At 75.9% G+C, this 23529-nt stretch carries 21 protein-coding genes; 7 read left to right on the top strand and 14 right to left on the bottom strand.

The annotated features are described in order from the left end of the window. Positions 1 to 38: 38 nt before the first annotated feature. The 11 genes from KSE_RS31775 to KSE_RS46005 form a co-directional block, all read right to left on the bottom strand. The gene (locus KSE_RS31775) at positions 39 to 485 is read right to left on the bottom strand and encodes a TadE/TadG family type IV pilus assembly protein (protein WP_014139484.1); all 447 of its coding nucleotides are present in this window, start codon (positions 483 to 485) and stop codon (positions 39 to 41) included. 41 nt (positions 486 to 526) lie between these two features. Next, the gene (locus KSE_RS31770) at positions 527 to 889 is read right to left on the bottom strand and encodes a TadE/TadG family type IV pilus assembly protein (RefSeq protein WP_014139483.1); all 363 of its coding nucleotides are present in this window, start codon (positions 887 to 889) and stop codon (positions 527 to 529) included. A gap of 140 nt (positions 890 to 1029) precedes the next feature. After that, positions 1030 to 1284: a hypothetical protein gene (locus KSE_RS31765; RefSeq protein WP_014139482.1), complete on the bottom strand. Its 255-nt coding sequence runs from the start codon at positions 1282 to 1284 to the stop codon at positions 1030 to 1032. A gap of 171 nt (positions 1285 to 1455) precedes the next feature. Beyond that, positions 1456 to 2343, bottom strand: a complete 888-nt coding sequence (locus tag KSE_RS31760; RefSeq protein WP_014139481.1) for a hypothetical protein — start codon at positions 2341 to 2343, stop codon at positions 1456 to 1458. After that, positions 2340 to 3311, bottom strand: coding sequence for a type II secretion system F family protein (locus KSE_RS31755; RefSeq protein ID WP_014139480.1), 972 nt, complete (start codon positions 3309 to 3311; stop codon positions 2340 to 2342). Before KSE_RS31755 ends, KSE_RS31760 begins: the two co-directional genes overlap by 4 nt. After that, entirely contained in the window at positions 3311 to 4924 is a 1614-nt protein-coding gene (locus tag KSE_RS31750; protein WP_106437766.1) for a CpaF family protein, read from the bottom strand. The genes KSE_RS31755 and KSE_RS31750 overlap by 1 nt, the downstream gene beginning before the upstream one ends. Then, positions 4914 to 6326, bottom strand: a complete 1413-nt coding sequence (locus KSE_RS43710; RefSeq protein WP_014139478.1) for a hypothetical protein — start codon at positions 6324 to 6326, stop codon at positions 4914 to 4916. The genes KSE_RS31750 and KSE_RS43710 overlap by 11 nt, the downstream gene beginning before the upstream one ends. Further along, positions 6326 to 6964 (bottom strand): SAF domain-containing protein, encoded by a 639-nt coding sequence (locus KSE_RS31740; protein ID WP_051055461.1) that lies wholly within the window; start codon positions 6962 to 6964, stop codon positions 6326 to 6328. The genes KSE_RS43710 and KSE_RS31740 overlap by 1 nt, the downstream gene beginning before the upstream one ends. 94 nt (positions 6965 to 7058) lie before the next feature. Beyond that, a complete protein-coding gene (locus KSE_RS31735; RefSeq protein ID WP_014139476.1) occupies positions 7059 to 8012 on the bottom strand; it encodes a hypothetical protein in 954 nt (317 codons plus the stop codon). After that, on the bottom strand, positions 8006 to 8626 hold the full coding sequence (locus KSE_RS38965; protein ID WP_051055460.1) for a hypothetical protein: 621 nt from the start codon (positions 8624 to 8626) through the stop codon (positions 8006 to 8008). The genes KSE_RS31735 and KSE_RS38965 overlap by 7 nt, the downstream gene beginning before the upstream one ends. Before the next feature lie 141 nt (positions 8627 to 8767). Continuing rightward, positions 8768 to 9604: a hypothetical protein gene (locus tag KSE_RS46005; RefSeq protein WP_014139474.1), complete on the bottom strand. Its 837-nt coding sequence runs from the start codon at positions 9602 to 9604 to the stop codon at positions 8768 to 8770. 204 nt (positions 9605 to 9808) lie between these two features. Here KSE_RS46005 and KSE_RS31720 point away from each other — a divergent pair, with 204 nt between their 5' ends. The 3 genes from KSE_RS31720 to KSE_RS31710 all read left to right on the top strand — a co-directional run bounded on the left by KSE_RS31720 (position 9809) and on the right by KSE_RS31710 (position 12655). Continuing rightward, the gene (locus KSE_RS31720) at positions 9809 to 10267 is read left to right on the top strand and encodes a pyridoxamine 5'-phosphate oxidase family protein (protein ID WP_014139473.1); all 459 of its coding nucleotides are present in this window, start codon (positions 9809 to 9811) and stop codon (positions 10265 to 10267) included. 181 nt (positions 10268 to 10448) lie between these two features. Then, positions 10449 to 10910 carry a MaoC family dehydratase gene (locus KSE_RS31715; protein WP_106437765.1) on the top strand — a complete coding sequence of 154 codons (462 nt, stop codon included), beginning with the start codon at positions 10449 to 10451 and terminating at the stop codon, positions 10908 to 10910. Between the two features lie 464 nt (positions 10911 to 11374). Continuing rightward, positions 11375 to 12655, top strand: a complete 1281-nt coding sequence (locus tag KSE_RS31710) for an MBL fold metallo-hydrolase (protein ID WP_081539931.1) — start codon at positions 11375 to 11377, stop codon at positions 12653 to 12655. Positions 12656 to 12693: 38 nt separating this feature from the next. Here the strand turns inward: KSE_RS31710 and KSE_RS31705 are convergent, their stop codons facing one another. From KSE_RS31705 to KSE_RS31695, 3 genes are read right to left on the bottom strand one after another with little or no spacing between them, the layout of a single operon-like run. After that, entirely contained in the window at positions 12694 to 15267 is a 2574-nt protein-coding gene (locus KSE_RS31705) for a DUF7824 domain-containing protein (RefSeq protein ID WP_014139470.1), read from the bottom strand. Between the two features lie 46 nt (positions 15268 to 15313). Further along, the gene (locus KSE_RS31700) at positions 15314 to 18049 is read right to left on the bottom strand and encodes a DUF6493 family protein (RefSeq protein WP_014139469.1); all 2736 of its coding nucleotides are present in this window, start codon (positions 18047 to 18049) and stop codon (positions 15314 to 15316) included. Continuing rightward, on the bottom strand, positions 18046 to 19461 hold the full coding sequence (locus KSE_RS31695) for an SWIM zinc finger family protein (protein ID WP_014139468.1): 1416 nt from the start codon (positions 19459 to 19461) through the stop codon (positions 18046 to 18048). Before KSE_RS31695 ends, KSE_RS31700 begins: the two co-directional genes overlap by 4 nt. 144 nt (positions 19462 to 19605) lie before the next feature. Here KSE_RS31695 and KSE_RS31690 point away from each other — a divergent pair, with 144 nt between their 5' ends. The 4 genes from KSE_RS31690 (at position 19606) to KSE_RS31675 (ending at position 23484) form a co-directional block, all read left to right on the top strand. Continuing rightward, positions 19606 to 20535 (top strand): acyl-CoA thioesterase, encoded by a 930-nt coding sequence (locus tag KSE_RS31690; RefSeq protein ID WP_014139467.1) that lies wholly within the window; start codon positions 19606 to 19608, stop codon positions 20533 to 20535. Between the two features lie 102 nt (positions 20536 to 20637). Beyond that, positions 20638 to 21267, top strand: coding sequence for a TetR/AcrR family transcriptional regulator (locus KSE_RS31685; RefSeq protein WP_033259179.1), 630 nt, complete (start codon positions 20638 to 20640; stop codon positions 21265 to 21267). A 57-nt stretch (positions 21268 to 21324) separates the two neighbouring features. Then, positions 21325 to 22968, top strand: a complete 1644-nt coding sequence (locus KSE_RS31680; RefSeq protein WP_014139465.1) for a BCCT family transporter — start codon at positions 21325 to 21327, stop codon at positions 22966 to 22968. Between the two features lie 324 nt (positions 22969 to 23292). Then, positions 23293 to 23484 carry a hypothetical protein gene (locus KSE_RS31675; RefSeq protein WP_014139464.1) on the top strand — a complete coding sequence of 64 codons (192 nt, stop codon included), beginning with the start codon at positions 23293 to 23295 and terminating at the stop codon, positions 23482 to 23484. The last annotated feature ends 45 nt before the right edge of the window (positions 23485 to 23529 follow it).

The raw sequence follows: 23529 nt of genomic DNA, 5'->3' as shown, positions 1-23529 counted from the left end.
GTCCACGTCTCCTCCCCCCACGGTGTGTTGACGTCCTCTCAGTTTCCCCGATAACGGTCCAGCACAGAAGTGAACGTGCCGGTGATCGTCTTGCTGCCGGGCACGCCGTCCAGGCCGAGCAGGTCGGCCAGCGGCACCGTGCACGACACCTGGACGGTGACGGTCTGCAGCACCCCGCCGTCGGTCTCCAGGGTGCCGTACTCCGGCACCCCGGTCGGCTCGGTCGCGCACTCCACCTGGCGGAAGGCCAGCGCCTGCCGCACGGCGGCGGCGGCCTCCTTCTCCGCCCCGGCGGGGGTGCGGGCCAGCGAGGCGGCCCGGGCGCCGGCCCGGGCGGCGGCGTCGACCACCGCGCCGGTGGTCTGCACCCGTCCGGCGGCGACCGCCATCAGGGCGAAGCTCAGGATCACCGGCACCAGGATCGCCGCTTCGAGCGCGAACGAACCCCGGTCCCGGCGAAGGAAGTCGACCGCTCTCGCCGTCACGGTGCCCCCCGTCACGGCGCCCCCGGTCACGGCGCCCCCGTTCACGGTGCCCCCGGCGGGACGAACTTCTCCCGGGGCGCGCCGGCCGTCTTGGTGATCGTCGTGTCGACGAACGGGATCAGCGTGAGCGGCTTGACGGTGACGGACAGCTGGTACAGGTCGGGGTCGTTGCCGGTCTGCCGCGGCGGCTGCCGGAGCGTCGCCAACTGGCCGAGCCGGCCGACGAATTCACTGGCCCGCTGCTCGCCCGCACCGGTCGGCGCGCCGTTCACCCGGCCGGCTTCGACGCCCTCCCGGGCGGCGGCCAGCGCGGCCTGTTCGGCGTACCACCACAGGCCGGCCTGCACCACCAGCAGGATCATGAACAGCACGGCCGGGAAGACGATGGCGAGGCTGATCGTCATCGCCCCCCGGTCGGAGCCCCGCCCGAAGCCTCGAACGGAGCCCGGCCCGGAACTACGTCCGGCGATCCGTTCGAGGGTCCGGGCACGCCGGGGCCACCCGGCCGGTGCGGGCCGGGTGGCGGGCCGGTGCGGGCGGTGGGTCACGGGGCGGTGCCGCCGACGGGGGAGTCCTTCGGGATCTTCGCCTTGACGGTGTTGCCGAGCTGGGTGATCGCGTAGACCACCGCCCCGGCGATGCCGACCAGCAGGATCACGGCGAGCGCGAGTTCGATGCTGATCGCGCCGCGGTCGCCGCTGCCGCGCGCGATGCGCAGCTTGGCGAGGCGGTACTCGATCAGGGGCTTGAAGAGGTCGAGCGGCAGCAGGGCTGCCGCGACGGTGCGGATTCGGGCCATGGTGTGGTCTCCAGGACGTCGAGGGGAGGGGCTCGGTGCGGCGGGGTACCGGTTCGAGCGGGTGGCGCTGTTCGTTCGCTGCTCGGGCGGGATCGGTGCGGGGTCGGGGCGGGGTCGGGGCGGGGTCGGGGCGGGGTCGGGGCGGGGTCTCCGATTCGGGTCTCGGTCGGCTCAGTCGGTACTGAGCATCTGGTAGATCGCGGGGAAGGCGATCAGGACGGTCATCAGCAGGGTCAGGGCGGAGCCGGGGGCCACCATCCGTTCGCTGTCGGTGTTGGCCTTGGCGAGTTCCTCGGAGAGGAGTTCGCCGCGCAGGCTCTTGGCGCGGGCCCGCAGGGTGTCGTAGACGGCGGCGCCGTCGACGCCGGAGATCCGCATGATGTCGGCCACGTCCTGGAGCGGGGTGAGGCCCAACTCCTGGGCGAGGGCGTCGAGTCCGTCCCAGGGCGGGAGCCGGTCGGTGGCGGCCCGCTCCAGCGCGTCGCGGATCTTCCGGAACACCGTGCCGCGGCCGACCGAGGCGGCCCGGCGCAGCGCCTCGGCGGGCCCGCAGTCGGCGGCCCGTTCCAGCGCGACGAGTTCGAGGTAGGCGGCGATGCCGTGCAGGTACTCGGTGCGGGCCTCCTTGGCCTCGCCGGCCACGATGCCGTCCGGGATGAACCAGAACAGTCCGGCGAGCAGCGGTCCGACCAGGAGCGGGACGGCCAACGGCAGTCCGTCGCCGATCAGTTCGGCCAGCACGGTGAGGTAGCCGGGGAGGGCGAAGCCGAGGAAGGAGAACAGCAGTTTGTGCGCCATGAAGCGGGCCGGGCTGCGGCCGATCAGGGCGAGTTCCTGCTGCGGGATCCGGACGCCGGGCAGCCGGGTGGAGCGGTCGCCGACCCGGTCGTACCAGGGCAGCACGGCCTCGGCGTCCTCGGCCCGGCGGGGCTCGGGGACGCGGTGCAGCCGGTCCAGGGCCTGGCCCAGGTCCGGTGGGGCGGGCCGGAGTTCGGCGAACAGCAGGGCCACGCCGCCGGCCGCGGCGCCGCCGGCGAGGATCGCCCAGGGGGAGATCACCTGGCCTCCTTCACGAGTGGTTCGTCCTCGCTGCCGGCGCCCTCGGCGGCGGCCTGCTCGCGGCCGGGCAGCTTGCCGGTCTTGGAGCGGCGGTCGGGCTCCAGGACGCGCGGCAGCGGGGTGTGCCGGGCCAGCGAGCGCATCCAGGCGATCACCGCGACGAACGCCACCGCCACGATGCCGAGCACGAGTTGGCCGATCGTGGTGGTGTAGGGCGCGGTGTAGCCGGCGTTGAACGAGCCGACCACGACGACCAGCAGGATGATGCCGACCATCCAGCGGATGGTGGTGCGGTGCTTGGAGCGGTCGGCCTCGATGGCGCGCCGCTGCCGGACCTCCTCACGCACCGATTCGGCCATGTCGGCGAGCGCCCGGGCCAGTCCCGGCCCGCTGTCGCCGGCCCGCAGGACGAGCGCGGCGAGCACCTTGTCGGCGGTCGAGTCGGCGACCTGGTCGCCGAAGGCGCGCAGCGCGTCCTCCGGCCGCCAGCGGGACTGCAGCCGGGCCGCCAGGTCGGTGATCTCGGTCTCCAGCGCGGCGGGCGCGGTGCGCCGGCTGGTCATGATCGCCTGGTTCAGGCCGACGCCGAGCAGCAGCACGTCGGCGAGGCGCTGGGTCCACTCGGCGAGCGCCTCCAGCCGTTCGATCCGCCGGGTGTCGGAGCGGGTCGCGTCGAACAGCCAGGGCAGGCCGAACACGGCGGCCGGGACGAGCAGCGCGACCAGCGGGATCCGGGTGAACAGCCAGCCGCCGGGCGCGCCGATCAGCGCCAGCACCAGCTGGATCCGGCGCAGCCGGGCGACGCCGGGCGAGGCGGTGCCGGGCGCCCCGTACCAGAGGGTGTGCAGCCGGCCCTCCAACGGGTTGCGGGGCTGCTCCTCGCCCTCCGGCCGCCCGGTCAGGCCGACGGCGAGCGCCACCAGCCCGCCGGCCACGGCCAGTCCGCAGAGCACGTACAGCATCAGCATCAGCGCGTCCCCCCGATCCGCAGCGCCAGCGGGGCGCCCCAGGTGCCGTACGGGGAGGCGAGCAGCCCCGCGTCGAAGCCGGCCCGGCGCAGGTCGTCCAGGCAGTGCGGCGGGGTGACGGGCACCGCCCGCACCTCGCCGATCTCCGGGCGCGGCCCGAAGACGGTGTTCAGCGCGGGTCGGCCGGACTCGCCGAGGCCGGCCACCTCCAGCACGTGCGAGACGAAGCGGTGCCGGCGGCCGCCGACGGCGGTCTCGTCGACCATGGTGACGTGCACGATGAAGTCGACGGCGTTGGCGGTGAGCCGGTACGCGAGGGTGTCGGTCATGTGCGAGCCGTACTCCAGGCAGAGTTCGGCGATCCGGTCGACCACCATCTGCGGGCCGCGGGCGTGCAGGGTGCACATCGAGCCGCCCTCGCCGTTGGTCATGACCCGCAGCATCGGCACCACCTCGGCGGAGCGCACCTCGCCGACGATGATCCGCGACAGCGTCATCCGGAGCGCCGCCGGGATGAGCTCGCCGATCGTCAACTCGCCCGCCAGGCGCCCGTCGACGCGTTCGCCGTTGCCCTCGCGGGCCTCCATCGGGACGACCTGCCGCAGGTGACCGAGGGTGTGCAGCCAGAGCTCGAACTCCGACTCCAGGGTGCCGACCCGCTCGTCCGGCGGGATCTCGGCGGCCATCGCGCGCAGCAGGCTGGTCTTGCCGACGCCCTGGGTACCGGTGATCATCACGTTCTTCCGGGCCCGGATCGCGGACGCCAGGAACGCCGCCAGGGTGGTGTCCACCGTGCCGAGTTGGACCAGGTCGCTGAGCGTCGCGCTGGCCACCCGGTGGCGGCGGATCGCCACGTACGGGCGGGGCGTGACCTCGGTCATCGCCTGCAGGCGCATGCCGCCCTCCAGGCGCAGCGCCAGCATCGGGCTGGCGGTCGACAGGCTGCGCTCGCCGCCGCCGTGCTGGCGGGCCAGGTCCTGCAGCAGCTCGACCAGTTCCTCGTCGGTGTCGGCCACCGGCGGTACCTGGCGCAGTGGTTGGTGCACCCGCGAGATCCACACGTCGTCGCAGCCGTTGATCAGGATGTTCTCGATCTCCGGGTCGTCGAGGTAGGGCTGCAGCCGGCCGGCCCGGAACAGCAGGTCGTACACGGCCTCGGCGAGCAGCCGGTCCTGTTCCCGGGTCGGCGGGATGCCGTGCGTCTGCGCGTACGCGTCCGACCAGCGGGCCACCGCCTCCTCGATCAGCGCCCGTCCGCGCTGCCGCCGGGTCGCCCGGTCCGCCTCGCTGCCCGACGCCTGCGCCAGCCGCGACAGCTGCTGGTGCAGCTCGGCCGCGACCTGCCGCTTCAACTCCCTTGCCACCTGCGTGTCCACCACCGGCCGCGCCCCCGCCGCCGGGAGCGCCGGCACCGCCGCCGCGGCGGCCACCGGCCCGACCTGCGGCTGCGGTTGCGGCTGGTACGGCTGCTGCGGCTGCTGCGGCTGCTGGTACGGCTGCTCCAACGGCGGCTTGGCCCACGGCAGTCCGGCCGCGTCGGCCGAACCTCCCTGCGCCACCTGCCCGTTCACCGCCTGCTGCGGCAACGGCCCCTGGTACGGGTTAGCGCGCATGCCGTCCCTCCTCCCGACTGCCGTCCCCGCCCTCGCCGTCGACCACCGCACCACCTGCCCCGCCCTGCCCCGGGAAGGGCGCGGGCACCGGCGGCTGCGGCACCACGGGCGGCGCTATGTGCGGTGCGGCGTACGAGATCTGCGGCGGCTCGACCCGGATCGGCCACTCCCCCGTGAACTGCCCGCCCGCACCCGCCTCTTGCGACACCTGCTGCGGCGACTGCGGCTGCTGGTAAGGCTGTTGCTGCTGGTACGGCTGCGCCTGCTGGTACGGGGGCTGCGCCTGGTAGGGCTGCGACTGCGGGTACGACTGCGGCCCGCCCACCGGCCCCGCCACGAACGGCGGCACCTGCTGCGGCGGCACGGGCGCCTGCCGCAACGGCTGCTGGTACTGCGGGGGTTGGACGTACCCCCGCTGCGACGACTGCGGCGGCTGCGGCTGCGGCTGCGGCTGCGGCTGCGGCTGCGGCTGCGGCTGCGCGAACTGCGGTGCCACTGGCTGGGGTTGCACCGGCTGCGGCTGGTAGGGCTGCTGCAACTGCGGTTGCTGCTGCGGCGGTTGCTGCAACTGCGTTTGCTGCAACTGCGGTTGCGGCGGCGGCTGGCCCTGCGGGCCGCCGAGGCGGCGCCGGCGGGTGGTGACCAGGTCCTGGATCCGGTCGGCGGCGCTGCGCGCGGTGCGCATCAACTCGGAGCGGATGAAGCGCCGGTCGGTGGTGTCGCCGCCGTCGGAGAGCACCCGGGCGGTGCGCGGGGCGTGGGTGAGCGCGCCGAGCACGGGCAGCCGGAACTGCCGGGAGACCTCGCTCTCGGGGTAGGGGCCCTCGGTGACCAGCAGCAGGCCCAGGCCGTCCGAGCCGGTGCCGTTGGCGTCGAGGTCCTCGCGCAGTGCGGCGATCCGGGGCCGGGCGGCGGAGAGTCCGCGCAGCGTGGTGCGGACGGTCGCGGCGACCACGTCGGCCCGCCGGGGCAGCACCGCCATCGGCCCGCTCGCGCCGGAGCGCCCCAGGTCGAGCAGCACGTCGTAGCCCTGCGGTTCGAGCGCCCGCAGGGCTTCGACCAGGGGCTCCCAGGTGTAGGCGAGGCCGGGGGCCTGGGCGGGGTCGGTGAGTCCGGGCAGCAGCAGGCGTTCGCCGTTGCCCTGCGGGGAGACGTCGAGCAGCTGTTCCCAGAGTGTTTCGGCGAGCAGTCCGCGCCGGTCGGCGACGGCCAGGTTGCGCAGCCCGTAGACGGCCTCGACCCGCCCTTCCAGCGCGCCGGCCAGCACGGCGCCGCCGTCCGGGTCGCACTCGACGAGCAGTACCCGGCGGCCGGGGCGCAGCGGCCAGGACAGCAGCAGCGCGAGGGCGCTGCTGGTGGCCCCCGGCGCTCCCGGCCCGCCGAGCACGGCCACCACGGACATCAGGACCCCCCGCTGCTTCGGGGCGCCAGGATCACCTGGAACTTGCCGCCGGCCACCCAGAGCGCGAGCTTCGGCCCGTCGGAGGGGCCGACGGCGACGTCTATCACGGTGCTGCCGTCGGTGTCAGGGCGGCCGACGGCGGCGACCACGGCGGTCAGCGTGTCGGGGCTGCGGGTGGTGGCGCCGGCGCTGCCGCCGTCGCCGGCGGGCGCGTTGACGATCAGGATCTGCAGGCCGGGCTGCAGCTTGGTGGCGGGCAGCTGGGAGCGCTTGGCGTAGACGCCGACGATCTGCTGCCCGGCCTGGGTCGCCGGGTCGCTGGTGAGGTCGGACTTGACCAGCAGCGCCCCGCGCTTGAGGTCGGTGGTGGCCCGCAGCCCGATGGTGCCCTGCAGGTCCCGGGCGTCCAGCGGGCGCAGCGCGGGGTCGCCGGCGATGTGCGCGACCACCAGGTCGTCGGAGCTGATCACCTGCCCCATCGGGACGTCCCGGGCCAGCGCGACGACGGCGATCCGCTGCCCGCTGCTGTTGTACAGCACGGCGCCGCCCAGCCCGCCGGCCGCGATCAGCGCCACCGCCATCGCCAGCACGGCGGGTCGCCGCCGCCGGGCGCCGAGTCGGCGCGGCGGGGTCGGCATGCTTCGGTTCTCCACCGCTCTGCGGCCTCTCACTCGTGTTCGAACGTCAACTCTCGGGCCGCCGGGCCCGGTCCGGCTCCGGCGGCCGGGCCGGTCAGTTCAGCACCTGGACCTCGTTGACCGGAACCTGCAGCACCGCGTCGGTGTAGGTCGGCCACCAGTCGTAGGGGATCATGTTGATCGGGGTGCCGTCGTCCTTGTGCGCGCTGACGTGCCAGAGCATCCGCACGCCGAGCGTGAAGGCCTTCTCCTTCATCCCGGCCGAGCTCTTCTCGAAGACGTGGCTGCAACTGGGCGTCCCGGTGCTGCTGAACGGGTTGCCGCCGTCCTTGCAGCTGAAGTGACCGACCTGCTCGTCCCCGGCCGGGCCGTCGTCCACGCTCCACTCCACCTCGGCCAGCGTGATGGTGGTGGTGACCTTGAAGCCTTCGCCTTGCAGTTCGCTGCTCAGCGGCCCGACGGTGCGGGGGTTCGCGTCCATCCAGAGCCAGACCGGCGAGCCGACCACCGCGTCCTTGCCGGGGGCGGCGTGCAGGACGGGCGGGACGACGGTGATCTCCTGCAGGGCGTCGTAGGCGAGCTGGGCGGGCGTCTTGGGCGGCGTCTTGCCGGGGGCCTGGGCGAGGAAGGTCTGGCCGGCCGACTGGAAGTTGAGCAGGTCGCCGGTGAGGTCGCAGGCCTTCTGGTAGATCGCGCCGTCCTTGCTGGTGTGCCCTTCCCAGGACCGGTCCCCGGCCAGGGGCTGCGGGGTGACCAGCGAGTAGTAGCAGCCCTCCGAGAACCAGCCGAGGTCGTCCCGCCAGCACGGCACCTGCTTGTCCTTCCAGGTGCACATCTCGGTGCCGCCGCCGCTCCCGCCGGACGTCCCGCCGCCGCCGGCGGTCGGGGTGCTGCCCGGGTGGTGGGTGCCGGTGCAGATGGAGAGGTCCGCACAGGGGCCGATGACGACGCCGCCGCCGTCATCGGCACTGGCCGCCGGAACGGCGGTGGCCGCCAATCCGAGCCCGATCAGTACACAAATGGCTGTGCGCCAGGCGGAGTTCAGCATGTCTTGTCCACCTCACGGGTGAAGTCGGTGATCAGCCAGCGGTTTCCGTATTTCTTCATCACGGCGGTCGCCGGATAACGCGACAGCCGCTGCTGCGGATCCCTGATCTCCTTGGTCGTCGCGTCCACCTGGTGCCAGTCGGTCACGTCGAGGCAGTCCCCGATCGTGGCGGTGGGCGGATTCGCCTGCGGGTCAAGGCTTTTGAGGGTTGGTGAGGTGCGCGGCCGACCGGCCATGACGAGTTTGTTGTCGTGCAGCCGGGTGAGCGAGATCACGGTGTCGCTGAAGGCATTGCCGGTGGCGTACTGCCGGAGCGGAGTTCCGTCCGAATCCGATCGCCCGAGGACGTCGACCTGGACGTTCCACCAGCCTTGATAGGCCGTCACCGCCTCGTTCCCCTCCAGGCCCTGGACGCCTTGGTGGGGGACGGGGGTGCCGGTCGGTCCGTTGTCGGGAGTGGTCGTGGAGGTCGCCCGGGCGAGGCTCGCGTCGGGTGTTCCGAGTCGGTCCGCGGATCCCGTGCCGGCGGCCGAGCAGGCCGTCAGCAGGAATGGCAGAAGCAACCCGCTGATCCCAACCGCCCCAGGGCGCACCAGAATTGAGCGCTGCCGCATAGCCCCACCTTGTTGCGGCCGGACCTGTGGTGGATCCGGACCGCGGATGTCGTCTGCCGTCCCCGGTGTCGTTCTGAGGTCGCTCGGAGGTCGATTCTTCGCCACCCCACCCCGGCACGGCAACACCCGGGCCTCCTGACCTTACGCGGAAGGCGGATCCGTTGGGGCACTTTCTCGCCACAGAACCGCCAAAAGTTCATCGGAAAAGGGCAATCCGGCGAGCGCACCTCTCACTGCGGCCCGATTGCGCATCAGGAGTCTTCCCCCGTCACGCGGCACCAACAGCCTTGCCTCGCCCGCGTTGGCCGGTTCTCCCCACCCCAACTGGCCTTCCACGGCGGGCTGGAGGTCGAGCGGTCCGACGGCGGCGGGGGCGCCGGGCACGCCGTGTTCGAGGACCCGGCCGAGGGCCCAGCTGAACGAGCCGTCCGCGCCGGGGAGTACGCCGTCGCGGCCGCGCCGGCCGGTGTTCCAGCGGCCGATCCGGCCCCAGAGCGGGACGCGCGAGTGGCCGAGCAGTTCGCCGGCGCCGTCCTCGCGCTGCAGGGCGGTCCAGGTGTCGCGGTCGGCGACGGCGTCGACGATCAGCAGGGTCTCCTCCTGTTCGCCGTGCACCATGGCGCTGGTGATCCAGTCCCAGGCGAGGCCGCGCCGGTAGGCGTTGTCGGGGGTGGAGCCGGCGGTGACCAGGGCGACCCGGCGGCCGCGCGGGTCGGCGACGAGTTGGCCGACCAGGCAGACCACCAGCCAGCGGGCGGGGCGCTGGGCGGCCTGCCGGACGGCGGTGAGCAGGGTGTTGGCGTCGGCGTCGGCCGGGGGGTGGGTGACGGTGCTGCCCCGGGTGCCGGCGTCGAAGGTGCGGCCGGGGAGGGCGTCGGCCAGGGTGCGGGCGCCGTCCGCGGCGCGGGCCGACCCGCCGTGGGCGCGCTCGGGACCGCCGTCCGCGCCGATCATCACCAGTTCGATGCCACCGCTCACCCGTACCGCCCCCTCCGCCCGCCTGTACCGCCCGCGACCTGCCGCGCGGCCCGTTCGGGGGAGCCCGCGGCGGGCCGGGGGCGCCGCCGGAGGCCAAGGTATCGCCGAGGGGTGTCGCGCGGGGGCGGAATCGGTCCGATGAGCCCCAGCTCAGGGACCATGGGCCCTGTTCGGGGCGGTGCGGGCCGGGGCACCATCGACGGTATGGACCGTGACGACCGGGTGGAGACCCTCAGCGAGGCCGAGTGCCTGCGGCTGCTCGGCACCGTGCCGCTGGGGCGGGTGGTGTACACCGAGCACGCGCTTCCGGCGGTGCTCCCGGTGGCCTTCCGGGTGGCGGCGGACGGCCGGCTGATCCTGGCCCTGCGCGCCGGCACCCGGGTGGCCCGGGCGCTGGACGGCACGGTGGCCGCGTTCCAGGTCGACGACTTCGACCGGGCCGGCCGCTGCGGCTGGAGCGTGCTGGTGCACGGCCGCGCCGAGGTGGTCCGCGACGCGGGCGAGCGCGCCGCGCTGCGCTCCGGCGGCCTGCGCCCGTGGATCCCGGACCCGGGCCCGGAGTACGTGGCGATCACCCCGGAGCTGGTCTCCGGCCGCCGCATCCTCCCGGACGCCGGGGAGCCGGCCCCCGAGCCCGCCCTCCCGGGCCGCCGCCGGGCCTGACCCCGGGCCCGCTCCCCCGCCCAGCCCCTCCCCCGCCCGACCCCTCCACTGACATGTGACCGGCGAGTAGGCATACTCTGCGGGGCGGCCCGCCCAGGGCCGTCCCGCTTCGAGCCCCCGCTTCGAGCCCCCGCTCCGAGCCCCAGCTCCGAGCCCGCCCCGACCCACCGTGGAGCACACCGTGACGACCTTCGCCTCGCTCGCCGACCTGACCGCCGCGGTCGGCACCGAACTCGGCACCAGCGCGTGGCACACCATCGACCAGGACCGGGTGAACCTGTTCGCGGAGGCGACCGGCGACCACCAGTGGATCCACGTCGACCCGGAGCGCGCCAAGCTGACGCCGTTCGGCGGGACGATCGCGCACGGCTACCTCACGCTCTCCCTGCTGCCGGTGCTGGCCAAGGAGTGCTACGGGGTGGAGGGCGTCGCGATGGCCCTCAACTACGGCTCGGACAAGGTCCGCTTCCCGGCCCCGCTGCCGGTCGGCACGGCGGTGCGGGCGACCGCGGTCCTGGTGTCGGCGGACGAGGTGCCGGGCGGCGGCGTGCAGGTGCTGGTCCGGTTCACCATCGCCAGCGAGGCGAGCCCCAAGCCGCACTGCGTCGCGGAGACGATCACCCGCTTCTACCCGGCCGCCTGAGCCCCGCGCCCGCCGGGCCCGACTGACCCGCACCGGCCCACGGACCGTCCCGCACCGCGGGGCGGTCCGTCCGCGTTCCCGGCCCCGCCCCCGACCTCGCCCTCGCCCCCGTCTGCGCCCCTGCGCCACCCGGTCGACCCGCCCGGCGCGCCGTACGCCGATTGCCACGTTCCTCCGCTTTCCGCCGGTAATGTCCGGCTCCGAGGTGCGCCGTCCGGCGCCCGGGTATCCCCCCGTCGCCGCCCCGCCGCCCTCCGGCCCGCCGCCGACGCCGCGCGGGGCGCACCGCGTCCCGTCCCGTCCCGTGCCGGTGCGCCGCCGTTCGGGTGTTCGATCGTGGAGGTACCGTGTCCCGCCCCGTCTCCTGGCTGTTCCGTGCCGGCGAACTGGCCGCCGAAGCCGGGCTCGCGCTGCGCGACGCGAAGCGCTCGTACCGGACGCTGCCCCGGGAGACCTGGCAGCGGATGCGCACCGACGCGTTCGGTGCCGACCCGACGGGCTGGCGGCTGCACCGGGTCCGCAACTCGCCGCACTTCGTGGACGGGTCGTTCCGCAACCCGGTGGCGACCCGCCGCCTCGCGTACGCGCACACCCCGCTGGGCCTGCTGCGCACCAAGCTCGCGGCCGACCAGAACCGCCGGACGCCGGCCGCGGCCGTCCCGGTGCACCGCCTGCTGCCGATGGAGCTGGCCGCCGCGCCCGAATCCGGCCTGCGGCTGACCTGGCTGGGCCACGCCACCGTGCTGGCCGAGCTGGACGGCGTCCGGGTGCTGTTCGACCCGGTGTGGAGCGAGCGCTGCTCCCCGTTCGACTGGATCGGCCCCAAGCGGCTGCACCCGGTGCCGCTGCCGCTGAGCGAGCTCGGCCCGGTGGACGTGGTGGTGATCTCCCACGACCACTACGACCACCTCGACATGCCGACCATCCGGACGCTGGCCGCCGGGGACGCGGTCTTCGCGGTCCCGCTGGGCGTCGGCGCGCACCTGGAGCACTGGGGGGTGTCGCCGCGCCGGATCGTCGACCTCGACTGGTGGGAGTCCGCCGAGCTGGACGGCCTGCGGCTGACCGCGACCCCGGCCCGGCACTACTGCTCGCGCGGGCCGCGGCCGAGCGGCAAGTTCCTCTGGGCGTCCTGGGTGGTCGAGGGCAAGCGGCACAAGCTCTTCCACAGCGGCGACAGCGGCTACTTCCCGGGGTTCGCCGACATCGGCCGCCGCCTCGGCCCGTTCGACGCGACGATGATGCAGGTCGGCGCGTACTCCGAGCACTGGCCCGAGGTCCACCTGACGCCCGAGGAGGCCGTCCAGGCCCACCGCGACCTGGGCGGCCGCGTGCTGCTGCCGGTGCACTGGGGCACCTTCGACCTCGCCCCGCACCCGTGGGAGGAGCCCGCCGAGCGCACCGTCGCCGCCGCCCAGGCGGGCGGCGTCACCCTCGCCCTGCCCCGCCCCGGCCGCCCCTTCGAGCCGGCCGCCCCGCCGACCACCACCCTGTGGTGGCGGGCCGTCGCCGCGCCCCCCTCCGGCGCGGACCTGCTCCTCCCGGACGGCGTCACCACCGTCCCCGACAGCCCGGCCGCCCTCACCGCCGGCGCCCCGGCCCGCCCCGACGCCCCGCTCGCCGACGCCCGGCCGGGCGCGACGGCCGACGTCGGTCGCGCCGGGACGGCCGGCGTCGGTCCCGGTGCGGCGGCCGACGGGTCCCCGCAGTCCCCGGGCCAGGAGGGCGAGGTTCCGCAGTTCTGAGCCGCGGCGGCCGGGCGCTCTCCGGGGCCCGGCACCGCTCAGCCGAGCAGTTCCGCCAGCCTGCGCGCCTCCGTGACCGCCTTGCTCCGGCCGCCGCCGGTCGCGAGCCGGGTCACCGCCGCGATCGCGCCGCCCGCTGCCGTCTCCCGGGCCCGGTCGACCGCCGTGGCGAGGAGTTCCGCGGCGCCCCCGGGCAGCGGTTCGGCCAGCAGGACGGGCAGCAGGCCGGCCAGGGCGGCCCAGGCCAGGCGGGGGGCGCCCGCGGTGGCGAGGTCGGTCAGGACGGCGGCGAGGCGGTTGGGCCGGAGCGCGCCGTCCCGGACGAGGGCGCCCGCCTCCCGGCCGAGGGCGGCCGGGTCGAGGGCCCGCTGGGCGGCGAGCGAGAGCAGCGCGTCGACGGTGACGGCCCGGGCCGGGCCGGGGTCCGCGTCGCAGCAGCGGGCGAGCAGCAGGTGGACGGCGGGTCCGCAGGGGCCGGTGCTCTCGGCGAGCAGGAGCGCTGTCCGGTCGCCGCCGGGGCGGGGCAGGAGGCGGGCGGCGGTCTCCTCCCGGTGGTGGGGCAGGATCGCGGTGGCCCGGTCGTCGATCCGCCAGCCCCTGCCCCGGTACCGCTCCTCCCGTTCCGCGCGCGGCCCGAGCAGCAGCCGGACGGCCTCCGGCAGCTCCGCCCCGGGCGCGACCGCGAGCCGTCCGGTGTCCGGTGCGGGCTGCTCGCAGTACCGGTACCCGTTCTCCCCCTTCGGCACCACGACAGTGGCCTCCCGGGGCAGTCCGCCGTCGCGCAGCCAGGCCGCCAACTGCCGTCCGGCGTCGGAGGCGAGCCGCTCGGCACCCTCGCCACCGCCGTCGCCACTGCCCTCGCCACCGCCGCCGCCGTCGCCACCGCCCTCGCCGCCGCCGTCGGCCGCCGTGCGCAGCAGGGCCTGCGCGAAGTCCACCGGCCCGGGCTGGACGCCGAGTTCCTCGTAGCGCTCCAGGCGCGTCACCAACTCCCGGGCGTCCAGGGCGCCGTTGGCGTGGGTCGGGGTGGCCAGCAGGAACGGGACGCGGTGGGTCGCGGCCTCGTGCAGGCGGGCGGCGAGGACCGAGCCGAAGGCGTGGGCGTACTCGGGCCGGTGCTGGAGCAACTGCGCCAGGAGCCCGGGCGGTTCGGCACCGACGACGACCCGGGCCAGACCGTGCAGCGGTTCCCAGGACCGGCCGAGCGGGGCGAGGGCGGCGGCGAGGGCCGCCCGGTCCGTCCAGACCTGCCGGACCAGACCGTCCAGGACGCGCTCGAACCGCACGCTCTCGTCGTCGGCGGCCAGAGCCGCGGCCAGCTCCTCCGCGACCTCCGCCGGACTGCCGAGCGGCCCGGGCACCCGCACCGGGCGCGGCGGCTCGGGCAGCCGGTCGTCCTGTGCCGCCCCGACCGGCTCCGACCCGACCGAGGCGCCCAGCAGTTCGGCCGCCACCCCGGCGCGCACCGGATCCAACAGCAGCGCCGCCGCCCGCAACTGCACCGACAACTCCCCCTCCACCACACCCGCATGGCGCTTCAACACCTTCAACGCCAGCTCCTGCACCTGCCGGTCCGGATGCCCGAAGCACCCGGCGACCCCGCCCAGCGCCACCACCACCCGGCCACCCGCCGCCACCCGGTCCAACCAACCCAGCAACGCCCGCACCACCTTCTTCTCCGGCCGCACCGCCAACACCCCCGCCGCCTCCGCGACCTCCGCCTCCCCCAACAGCCCCGCACCGTCCAGCACCACCAACCACTCCAACGCAGACCCGGCCACCACCGAGTCCCCGTCCAGCAGGGCGAGCAACGCCCGCCGACTGCCGGCCAGTTCATCCACTCCGGGCGCCAACGCGCGCAACAGCTCCAGGTACGTCCGCAACTCGCCCACCGCACCACCGCGCACCAACCGGGCGAAGCCCCGCGCCAGGAAAGCCGACCGGTCGATCGTTCCGTCCGCGACGAGTTCGACCAGGGCGGGCACCCAGCGTTCGCTCTCCCGGCGGCGGGCGAAGTGGTCGAACCAGCGGGCGGTGGGGCCCTCGAAGACCAGCGGGGCGAGGACGGGGGTGAAGCTGTCGGCGCGCAGCCGGGTGCGGAGGTCGGTGTCGGGCGGGAGGACGGTGACGGCGCTGCGGAAGAGGGTGGAGCTGCGGTCGCGCATCCAGTCGACGACCAGGTTCGGTTCGCCGGGCGGCGGGGTGTCGCTGCGGCGCAGCAGGTGTTCGGCGAGGCGGAAGAGCAGGCCGGAGCCCCAGTCGTCGGTGCGGCCGGCCCGGCGGTTGGCCAGCCGGAGGCCCACTTCCCGCTGCCAGTGGGAGGGTTGGGCTTCCAGCAGGCCGAGCAGGGGCGGGCGGTCCCAGGCGGCGACGGTGTCGATCTCGCCGTGGGCGAGCCAGTCGGCGGCTTCGGCGGGGGTCGGCTGGCAGACCGCGCCGATCACCCACAGGGCGTCCCAGCCGGGCCCGAGGCCGTCCCGGCGGACGAGTTCACGGCGCAGTTCGCGCAGGGCGGGCAGGGCGTCCTTCCGGCGCGCCCCGTCCAGCTCCTCGACCAGCACGACCGCCCGCGCGTGATCGGCGTTCCGGACCGCCGTGACCAGGTCGTTCATGTTCCGCTCCGCTCCTCGCTGTTCGTCCCATCGAACCAGTCGGCCGTCAACCGCCCAGCAGCGCGGCCAGGGTGCGGGCCTCCGCGAGCAGCTTGGTGCCGCCCTTGCGGGCGGCGGTGCGGGTGACCGCCGCGATCGGGCCGCGGGCGCCGCTGCGGCGGGCGGTGTCGACCGCGACGGCGACCAGCTCGGCGGCTCCGCGCGGCGGCCGCCCGCCGGACGGGCCGCCGGACGGGCCGCCGGGCGCGCCCGGCGCACTGGACGGCCCGTCGAGCAGACCGGGGAGCAGGACGGCGAGCACCCGCCAGGCCGTCTGCGGTGCGGGGTCGGCGAGTTCGCGGAGCGTCGCGGCGAGGCGGTTGGGCTTGACCGCGCCGACGGCGAGCAGTTCGAGCGTCTCGCGGCCCAACGCGTCCGGGTCGAGCTGCTGTTGGGCGGCGAGGGCGAGCAGGGCGTCGACGGTGGCGGAGCGGTCCTCGGCGTGGCCGGCGCCGAGGCCGTAGGCGAGGGCCTGGTGGACGGCGAAGCCGCAGGGGCCGTCGGCTTCGGCGAGCAGCGGCAGCAGCCTGGCGTTGCCCCGGACGGGGGCGTCCCGGGCGGAGTCGGCGAGTTGGCCGACGAGCCGGAGGGCGAGTTCCTCGCGGTGGTGCGGGAGCAGGGCGGTCCAGCGGGCGCTGGGGGTGGTGTCGTCGACGGCCGAGCGGCGGTGGAAGGGCGCGGCGGGGCCGAGCAGGGCCCGGACGGCCTCGGGCGGGCCGGGGTCGGGGTCGACGCCGGGCACGTCGAGGGCGGGGATGGCGAGTCGGTCGAGCTGCTCCTCGTCGAGGCCGGGTTGGTCGGCGTAGCGACGGCCCTCCCAGTCCTGGACGCCCGGCCGCCGGGTGCCGGCCGGTACGGCGGTGGAGGTCTGGCGGGGCAGTCCGCCGCCGCGCAGCCAGGCCGCGAGCCGCCGTCCGGCGTCGGAGGTGAGCCGCTCGGCGCCCTCGCCTCCGCCGTCGGCCGCCGTGCGCAGCAGGGCCTGCGCGAAGTCCACCGGCCCGGGCTGGATGCCGAGTTCCTCGTAGCGCTCCAGGCGCGTCACCAACTCCCGGGCTTCCAGGGCCCCGTTGGCGCGGGTCGGGGTGGCCAGCAGGAACGGGACGGGGTCGGCGGCGAGGCGCCAGGCGGTCTCGTGCAGGCGGGCGGCGAGGAACTCGCCGAGGGGGCCGCGGAATTCCCAGTGCCCGAAGATCCGGCCGCGGCGGGACTGCAGGGCGCTCAGGACGCGTGGCGCGGGGGTGGCGCCGGTGGCGACGCGGGCGATCCGGCCGAGCGCCTGCCAGTCGTTGTCGGGCCGCAGGACGGGGGCGAGGGCGGCGGCGAGGGCCGCCCGGTCCGTCCAGACCTGCCGGACCAGGCCGTCCAGGACGCGTTCGAAGCGCACGCTCTCGTCGTCGGCGGCAAGGGCGGCGGCGAGTTCCTCGGCGACCTCCGCCGGGGTGCCGAGCGGTGCGGGTGCCGGTGCCGGGCGGGGCGGCTGCGGCAGCCGGTCCGGCTCGGGCAGCCGGTCCTGCTCCGCTCCGAGCGGCCCCGACTCGACCGGGAGGCCGAGCAGTTCGGCCGCCGCGGCGGCGTGCGCCGGGTCCAGCAGCAGTGCCGCCGCCCGCAGTTCCAGCAGCGACTCTCCTTCCACCGGGCCGATGTGGCGCTTCAGCACCTTCAGTGCCTGTGCCTGCAGCTGCCGGTCCGGGTGCCCGAAGCACCCGGCGATCCCGCTCAGTGCCACCGCCGTCCGGCCGTCGGCCGCCACCCGGTCCAGCCAGGCCAGCAGGGCCCGTACCAGCTTCTTCTCCGGCCGCGCGGCCAGCACCCCGGCCGCCTCGGCGACCTCGTCCGCCCCGAGCGGCGCTGCGGCGTCCAGTGCCGCCAGCCACTCCAGCGCGCTTCCGGCGACCACCGAGTCGCCGTCCAGCAGGGCGAGCAGCGCCCGCCGGTTGTCGGCCAGTTCGGCTGCCGCGGGGGCCAGCGCGCGCAGCAGTTCCAGGTACGTCCGCTGCTCGCCGGCCGCGCCGCCGCGCACCAGCCGGGCGAAGCCCCGGGCCAGGAAGGCGGGCCGGTCGATGACGCCCTCGGCGGCGAGCCGGGCCAGGACGGCGGGCCAGCGCTGGTCGGGGCCCTTGGCGGCCCAGGGGCCGGAGAGCTGCTGGACGGTGTCGGCGTCGAAGACCAGCGGGGCGAGGACGGGGGTGAAGCCGTCGGCGCGCAGCCGGGCGTACAGGTCGGGGCCGGGCGGCAGTGGGGCGCGCCAGCGGCGGGGTTCGGGGCTGCCCCGGTCGCGCATCCACTCCCGGACCAGGCCGGGTTCGGCGGGCGGCGGGGTGTCGCTGCGGCGCAGCAGGTACTCGGCGATCTCGTAGGGGACGGGGGTGTCCCAGCCGAACGGGTCGGCGGGGCGCAGCGAGAGGCCGTGGGCGAGCCGGAGCGCGACGTCCCGCTGCCAGGCGGCGGGGCGGGCGTCGAGCAGGGCGAGCAGCGGGCGCTGGGCCCAGCTCGGGACGTCGAAGTCGCGGCCGGCGATCCACTCGGCGGCGCCGGAGGGGGCGGTGTGGCAGACCGCGCCCGCGATCAGCAGGGCGGTGACGGCGCCGGCCCGGGCGTGCTCGCCGGTGCGCAGTTCGCGGCGGAGCTCCTTGAGCCGGGGCAGTGCGGCCCGGCGCTCGGCGTCCGTCATCGGCTCGATCAGGCGGGCCACCTCGAGGAAGACACCCTTCCGGATCGCCACCGGCAGGCTCTCGGCGCTCACTTCGGCCCCTCCCCTTCGAGACCCTCGGAACCCTCGGAACCCCCGGAGCCCCCGGAGCCCCCGGAGGTACCAGCGCCGCCCGCGAGCATCCGCACCGCGAGCACGTGGCTGCACGGCCCGCGGCCGCCCCGGTGCCGGGCCCACCAGCGGCAGGTGCAGCCGAGGGCGGTGCCGTCGGTGCCGACCCGGACGTGGTGGGCGTGGTCGCCGACCGCGACGACCCGGATGTCGCCGGCCACCGGGCCGACGGCGTCGGCGGCGAGCAGGGCACGGGCGGTGCGCAGCCGGGGGTTGCGGTGCTCGGTCCGGTCGGCGTCGTACGGGAGGCGGCGGTGGAAGTGGGCGGCTTCGGCGAGGTCGTAGCCGAGTTGGCCGGCGCCGGCGAGGTGGGCGAGGGCGGCCCGGACCCGTTCGGGGGTGAGGCCGGAGTCGGCGGCGAGGTCGGCGGGGTCGATCCGGGGGTCCCAGGCGAGCAGGCCGGCGAGCGCGTCGGCGTCCGCGGCGGGGGCGTCCTGGGCGAGCAGGTCGAGCAGGCCGCCTTCGCCGGAGAAGCCGCGGGAGCTGTCGGGTGACAGGGTGAGGGTCAACCGGCCGCCGGGGAAGGCGAGTTCCCAGGCGGAGGCGGTGGGCTCGGCGGGGGTGCCGGGCGGGGCGTAGACGCGCAGCGCGGTGGCGTGGCGCAGCAGCGGGCGGAGCGCGGCGAGGCGTTCCGGGCCGGGCAGGCAGACCGCGCCGGGGCCGGGGCGGGAGGCGGCGCGCAGGGCGGGCCCGGCGGGGACGACCCAGCGGACGGTGCCGCGGCCGGTGACGGGCAGGGCGCGCAGGAAGCGGACGGCCTCGGCGGCGGTGAGCCGGGCGCGCGGGTCGAAGCGGGCGGTGAGCAGCTGGGTCTCGGCGAAGCCCTTGAGCCAGCGCGGCGGCAGCGGGACCCGGCGTTCGACGGTGGTGCCGGCGGCGGTGCCGACGGTCATCTCCTCGGCACCGACGGCGAGCGTCAGGCGTTCGCCGGGGGCGCGCAGCCGCAGGGCCTCGCGCAGCGGGGCGTTGACGTCGACGTTGGTGGTGCCGTGGCCGGTGGGGGCGCCGTCGAGTCCTTCGGGCAGGACGTCGAGCCGGGCGTGCACGCCGCCGCAGCCGGAGAAGGACTCGAAGCGCAGCCGGTCGCCGTCGGCGGTGACCACGGGGTCGAGCGAGACGCCGCCGCCGGGGCGGTGGTAGCGGGTGGCGGCGACGTCGGCGACGGCGAGCAGGGCGGCGGCCGCGGCGTCGGGGTGGCGCAGCGCGCCGTCGAAGAACCGGGGGTGCCGGACCGCGCCGTGCGGGGTGGCGCCGCCGCTGGTGGCGAACTCCAGCCGGCCGGGTCGGAGCGCGGAGGAGCGCTGGTAGCGCAGGGCGTGGACGGTCGCGGTCATGGTCGGAACGCTAACCTCCGCCCCCGACAGCCCGCCCGAACGCCCGTTCCCCGCCCGGCACGCACACCACCCCGCACGCACACCGCCCCGCACACCGGGGCGTGACCGGCGCCACAGCCCCCGCCGACTGCAACGTGTTCTAGCATGTGCCGGGTGACCGCCCCCGCCGCCCCGACGCCCGGATCCGCCACTGAGCTGGGCTCCTTCGCCGAGTTGCTCGGCATCGAGGAGCTGGAGCAGAACCTGTTCCGGGGCCACTGCCACGCGGGCGCGCCGCTGCGCGCGTTCGGCGGGCAGGTCGCGGCGCAGGCGCTGACCTCGGCGGGGCGGACGGTGGAGCCGGAGCGCCGGGTGCACAGCCTGCACGGGTACTTCCTGCGGCCGGGCGACCCGCGCCGTCCGATCGTCTACCAGGTGGACCGGGCCCGGGACGGGCGCTCGTACGCGACCCGGCGGGTGTCGGCGGTGCAGCGCGGCGAGGTGATCTTCACCATGTCGGCGTCGTTCAAGCTGCCGGAGCCGGCGGGCGACCGGCAGCGCACGATGCCGCCGGTGCCGGGCCCGGAGGAGCTGCCGGACCCGTACCTGGCCTGGCAGCGGGACGCGCCGGAGGAGTTCGCGGGCGCGGCGGTGTTCCGGGCCCTGGAGATGCGTTTCGTCCCGTCCGGCGCGCCCGGTCTGCCGCCGGAACTGCCGGGCGTGCCGCAGCAGTTCGTCTGGCTGCGGACGGGCGGCGCGCTGCCGGCGGACGATCCGCTGCTGCAGGTCTGCGCGTTGACGTACCTGTCGGACCTGACGCTGGCCTCGACCACGGCGCTGCACCTGCAGCCGCACCGGGTGCACCGGGTGGCGGAGCCCCGGGTGGCGTTGGCCTCGCTGGACCACGCGATGTGGTTCCACCGGCCGTTCCGGGCCGACGAGTGGCTGCTGTTCGCGCAGCGCAGCCCGTCGGCGGCGGACGGGCGGGGGCTGGCGATGGGCGAGTTCTACGACCGGGGCGGGGTGCTGGTGGCCTCCGCGGTGCAGGAGACCCTGCTGCGCGAGCTGCGTCCGGGGCGGGCGCCGGGCCGCTGACCTGGGGCGGGGCGGCGGGTCCCGCCCGGTGGCGGGCCCGTCACCCACCGGTGACCTGTCGCGTCATACCGCGGCGAGGGGCCGCCCCGTATCATGGTCCGGGTGACCAAGGTTGACCTGTCACCTCGTCCGGTGGAGGCGATGTCCCCCCGTCAGCTCGAACGCCGCGGCTCCCTCCTGTCCGCCGCCCTGGCCCTGGTGTCCGAGATCGGCGTGGAGCGGCTCCAGATGAAGCAGGTGTCGGAGCGTTCTGGCGTGGCCCTCGGGACCGCCTACCGGTACTTCTCCTCGAAGGACCACCTGCTCGCCGCCGCGATAGCGGACTGGCACCGGCTGCTGCTCGCCGACCTGGTCGGCGAGGTGGGGGCGGGGCGCAGCGCCTCGCCGACCGAGCGGGCGGTGCGGTTCGTGCGGCGGGGGATGCGGGCGTACCAGCGGCAGCCGGAGCTGGCCCGGCTGCGGGTGGCGGTGGCGACGTCCACGGACCCGTTCGCCAGCGAGGCGTTGCAGGGCCTGGCCCGGGCCGACCGGGCGGCGCTGGGGACGGTGCTGCCGGAGGTCCCGCCGGCCCCCGGGGAGCTGGTGCGGCACATGGTGGGGCACGCCTGGCAGGGCGAGTTGACCGCCTGGGTGACCGGCCGGACGACGCTGGACGACGCCCGCACCCGGCTGGAGGAGATGGTCCGGCTGGTGCTGACGCCGTACGAGCCGCCACCGGTCCCGGGCGGCTGAGCGGGCGTCCGGCGTGCCGCGCCACCGGCGTGCCGGATCGTGGACATAGTGCCTGGTATGTCCACATCTGCCGAACCCCCGACGGACCGTCAGCCCCCCGCGCCGGACGCGGACGCCTTCCCGCTCGACCGGGTGGTGTTCGGGATCGGCGCGGCCGCCGTGCTGGGGGTGGTGGCCTGGGGGGTGTTCGCGGAGGACTCGCTGGGCCGGGTCTCGGACACCGCGCTGGCCTGGGTGCTGCACAACTTCGGCTGGCTGTTCGTGGTCGCCGCGGACGTGTTCCTGCTGCTCGCCGTGGTGATCGCGGTCAGCCGGTTCGGCCGGATCCCGCTGGGCCGGGACGGCGAGCAGCCGGAGTTCTCCACACTGGCCTGGATCGCGATGATGTTCTCCGCCGGCATGGGCATCGGCCTGCTGTTCTACGGCGTCGGCGAGCCGCTGCAGCTGTACGCGCAGCCGCAACCGGGCTCGGGCGTCGAGCCGCAGACCCCGGCGGCGGCGCAGCGGGCGCTGGAGTTCTCGCTGTTCCACTGGACGCTGCACCCGTGGGCGATCTACGCGGTGGGCGGCCTGGCGCTGGCGTACACCACCTTCCGCAAGGGCCGGGGCAACCGGATGTCGGCGGCGTTCGTGCCGCTGATCGGCGAGCGCGGGGCGAACGGCTGGCAGGGCCGGCTGATCGACCTGCTGTCGGTGTTCGCGACGGTGTTCGGTTCGGCGACCAGCCTGGGCCTGGGCGCGATCCAGGTGGCGGGCGGCCTGGGCTACGTGACCGACATCCGGGCGACCGAGGGCGTCGAGCTGGTGGTGATCGCGGCGCTGGGCAGCGCGTTCGTGCTGTCCGCGATGTCGGGCGTGCACCGGGGCGTGAAGTGGCTGTCGACCACCAGCGTGGTGCTGGCCTGCGTGCTGATGCTGTTCGTGTTCCTGGTCGGCCCGACGGTCTTCGTGCTGGACGCGCTGCCCTCGACGGTCGGCGGCTACCTGTCCGACCTGGCGGTGCTGGCCACCCAGACCGGGGCGTTCACGGACGAGGACTGGCTGGGCTCCTGGACGATCTTCTACTGGGCGTGGTGGCTGTCCTGGGCGCCGTTCGTCGGCACCTTCATCGCCCGGATCTCCCGGGGCCGGACGGTGCGCCAGTTCCTGGTGGGCGTGCTGCTGGTGCCGAGCGGGGCGACGGCGGTGTGGTTCGTGGTGATGGGCAGCTCGGCGATCCGGCTGCAGTCGACCGGCGCGGCCGACCTGGTGGCGACCATTCCGCGGGGCGCGGACGCCGGGCTGTTCGAGATGCTGGAGGCGCTGCCGCTGGGCGCGGTGACCAGCGTGGTCGCGGTGGTGCTGGTGATGCTGTACTTCATCACCTCGGCGGACTCGGCGTCCCTGGTGCTGGGCTCGCTCTCCTCCGGCGGCGCCCTGCACCCGCGGACCTGGCTGGTGGTGGCCTGGGGCGTGCTGATGGCGGGGGTGGCGGCCGCACTGCTGCTGGCGGGCGGGCTGACCGCGCTGCAGAACGCCACCATCCTGGTCGCCCTGCCGTTCGTGCTGGTGATGCTGGGCCTGTGCGTGGCGCTGGTGCGCGAGCTGCGCACCGACCCGGCGGCGGGCGGCCCCCGGCACCGGCCCGCGCACGGCCTGCGGGACGCGGTGGGCACCAGCGTCGGCCGGGAGTACCCCGAGCGGTCTCGCCCGCAGGAGTGAACCCGCCGCCGGTCCGCGGCCGGTCCGCCGCCCCGGCGGCGGTGGCAGGCTGGTCCGCGTCGGAGCCACGCCGAACGGCGGGCGCGGACGGCCGTCATCCGCCCGCGCCCGCCATCGCGCCCGCCACCGCGCCGCGACAGCCCCCGGCCCCGTTCGCCCGCAGCGCCCGCTCCCCCGCCCCCTCGCCGCTACGCCGCTACGCGCGTCGACGATCAGCCGTTCGACCTGCGCGGATGCGGTGGCGGCGGTTCCGACGCCGAGACCCCTTCCAGACTTCACCCGCGTTTCGCGACCGCGTAACACCCCCCTGGCAAGCTCGGTGACATGAACGCCCGTACTGTCCCGGCCGCCCAGGAACCGCGCTTCCCGCTGCCCCGGCGCCACCGCCGCCTGCTCGCCGTCGCCGCCGTCGCGGCCTCCGTGGCGCTGGGCGCGCTCGGCGTCGGCGCGACCGTGGAGACCGTCGCCCACCAGCTCCCGTCGACCCAGGCGGCGGGCCAGCAGAGCGGCCACTGAGCGGCCACTGAGCCCGGCCGCCGCGCCCACCCCTGCGCCCGGCCG

Origin of the sequence: Kitasatospora setae KM-6054 (genome assembly GCF_000269985.1) — a bacterium.
Taxonomy (GTDB): domain Bacteria; phylum Actinomycetota; class Actinomycetes; order Streptomycetales; family Streptomycetaceae; genus Kitasatospora; species Kitasatospora setae.
This window is presented reverse-complemented; position numbering and strand designations above follow the sequence as displayed.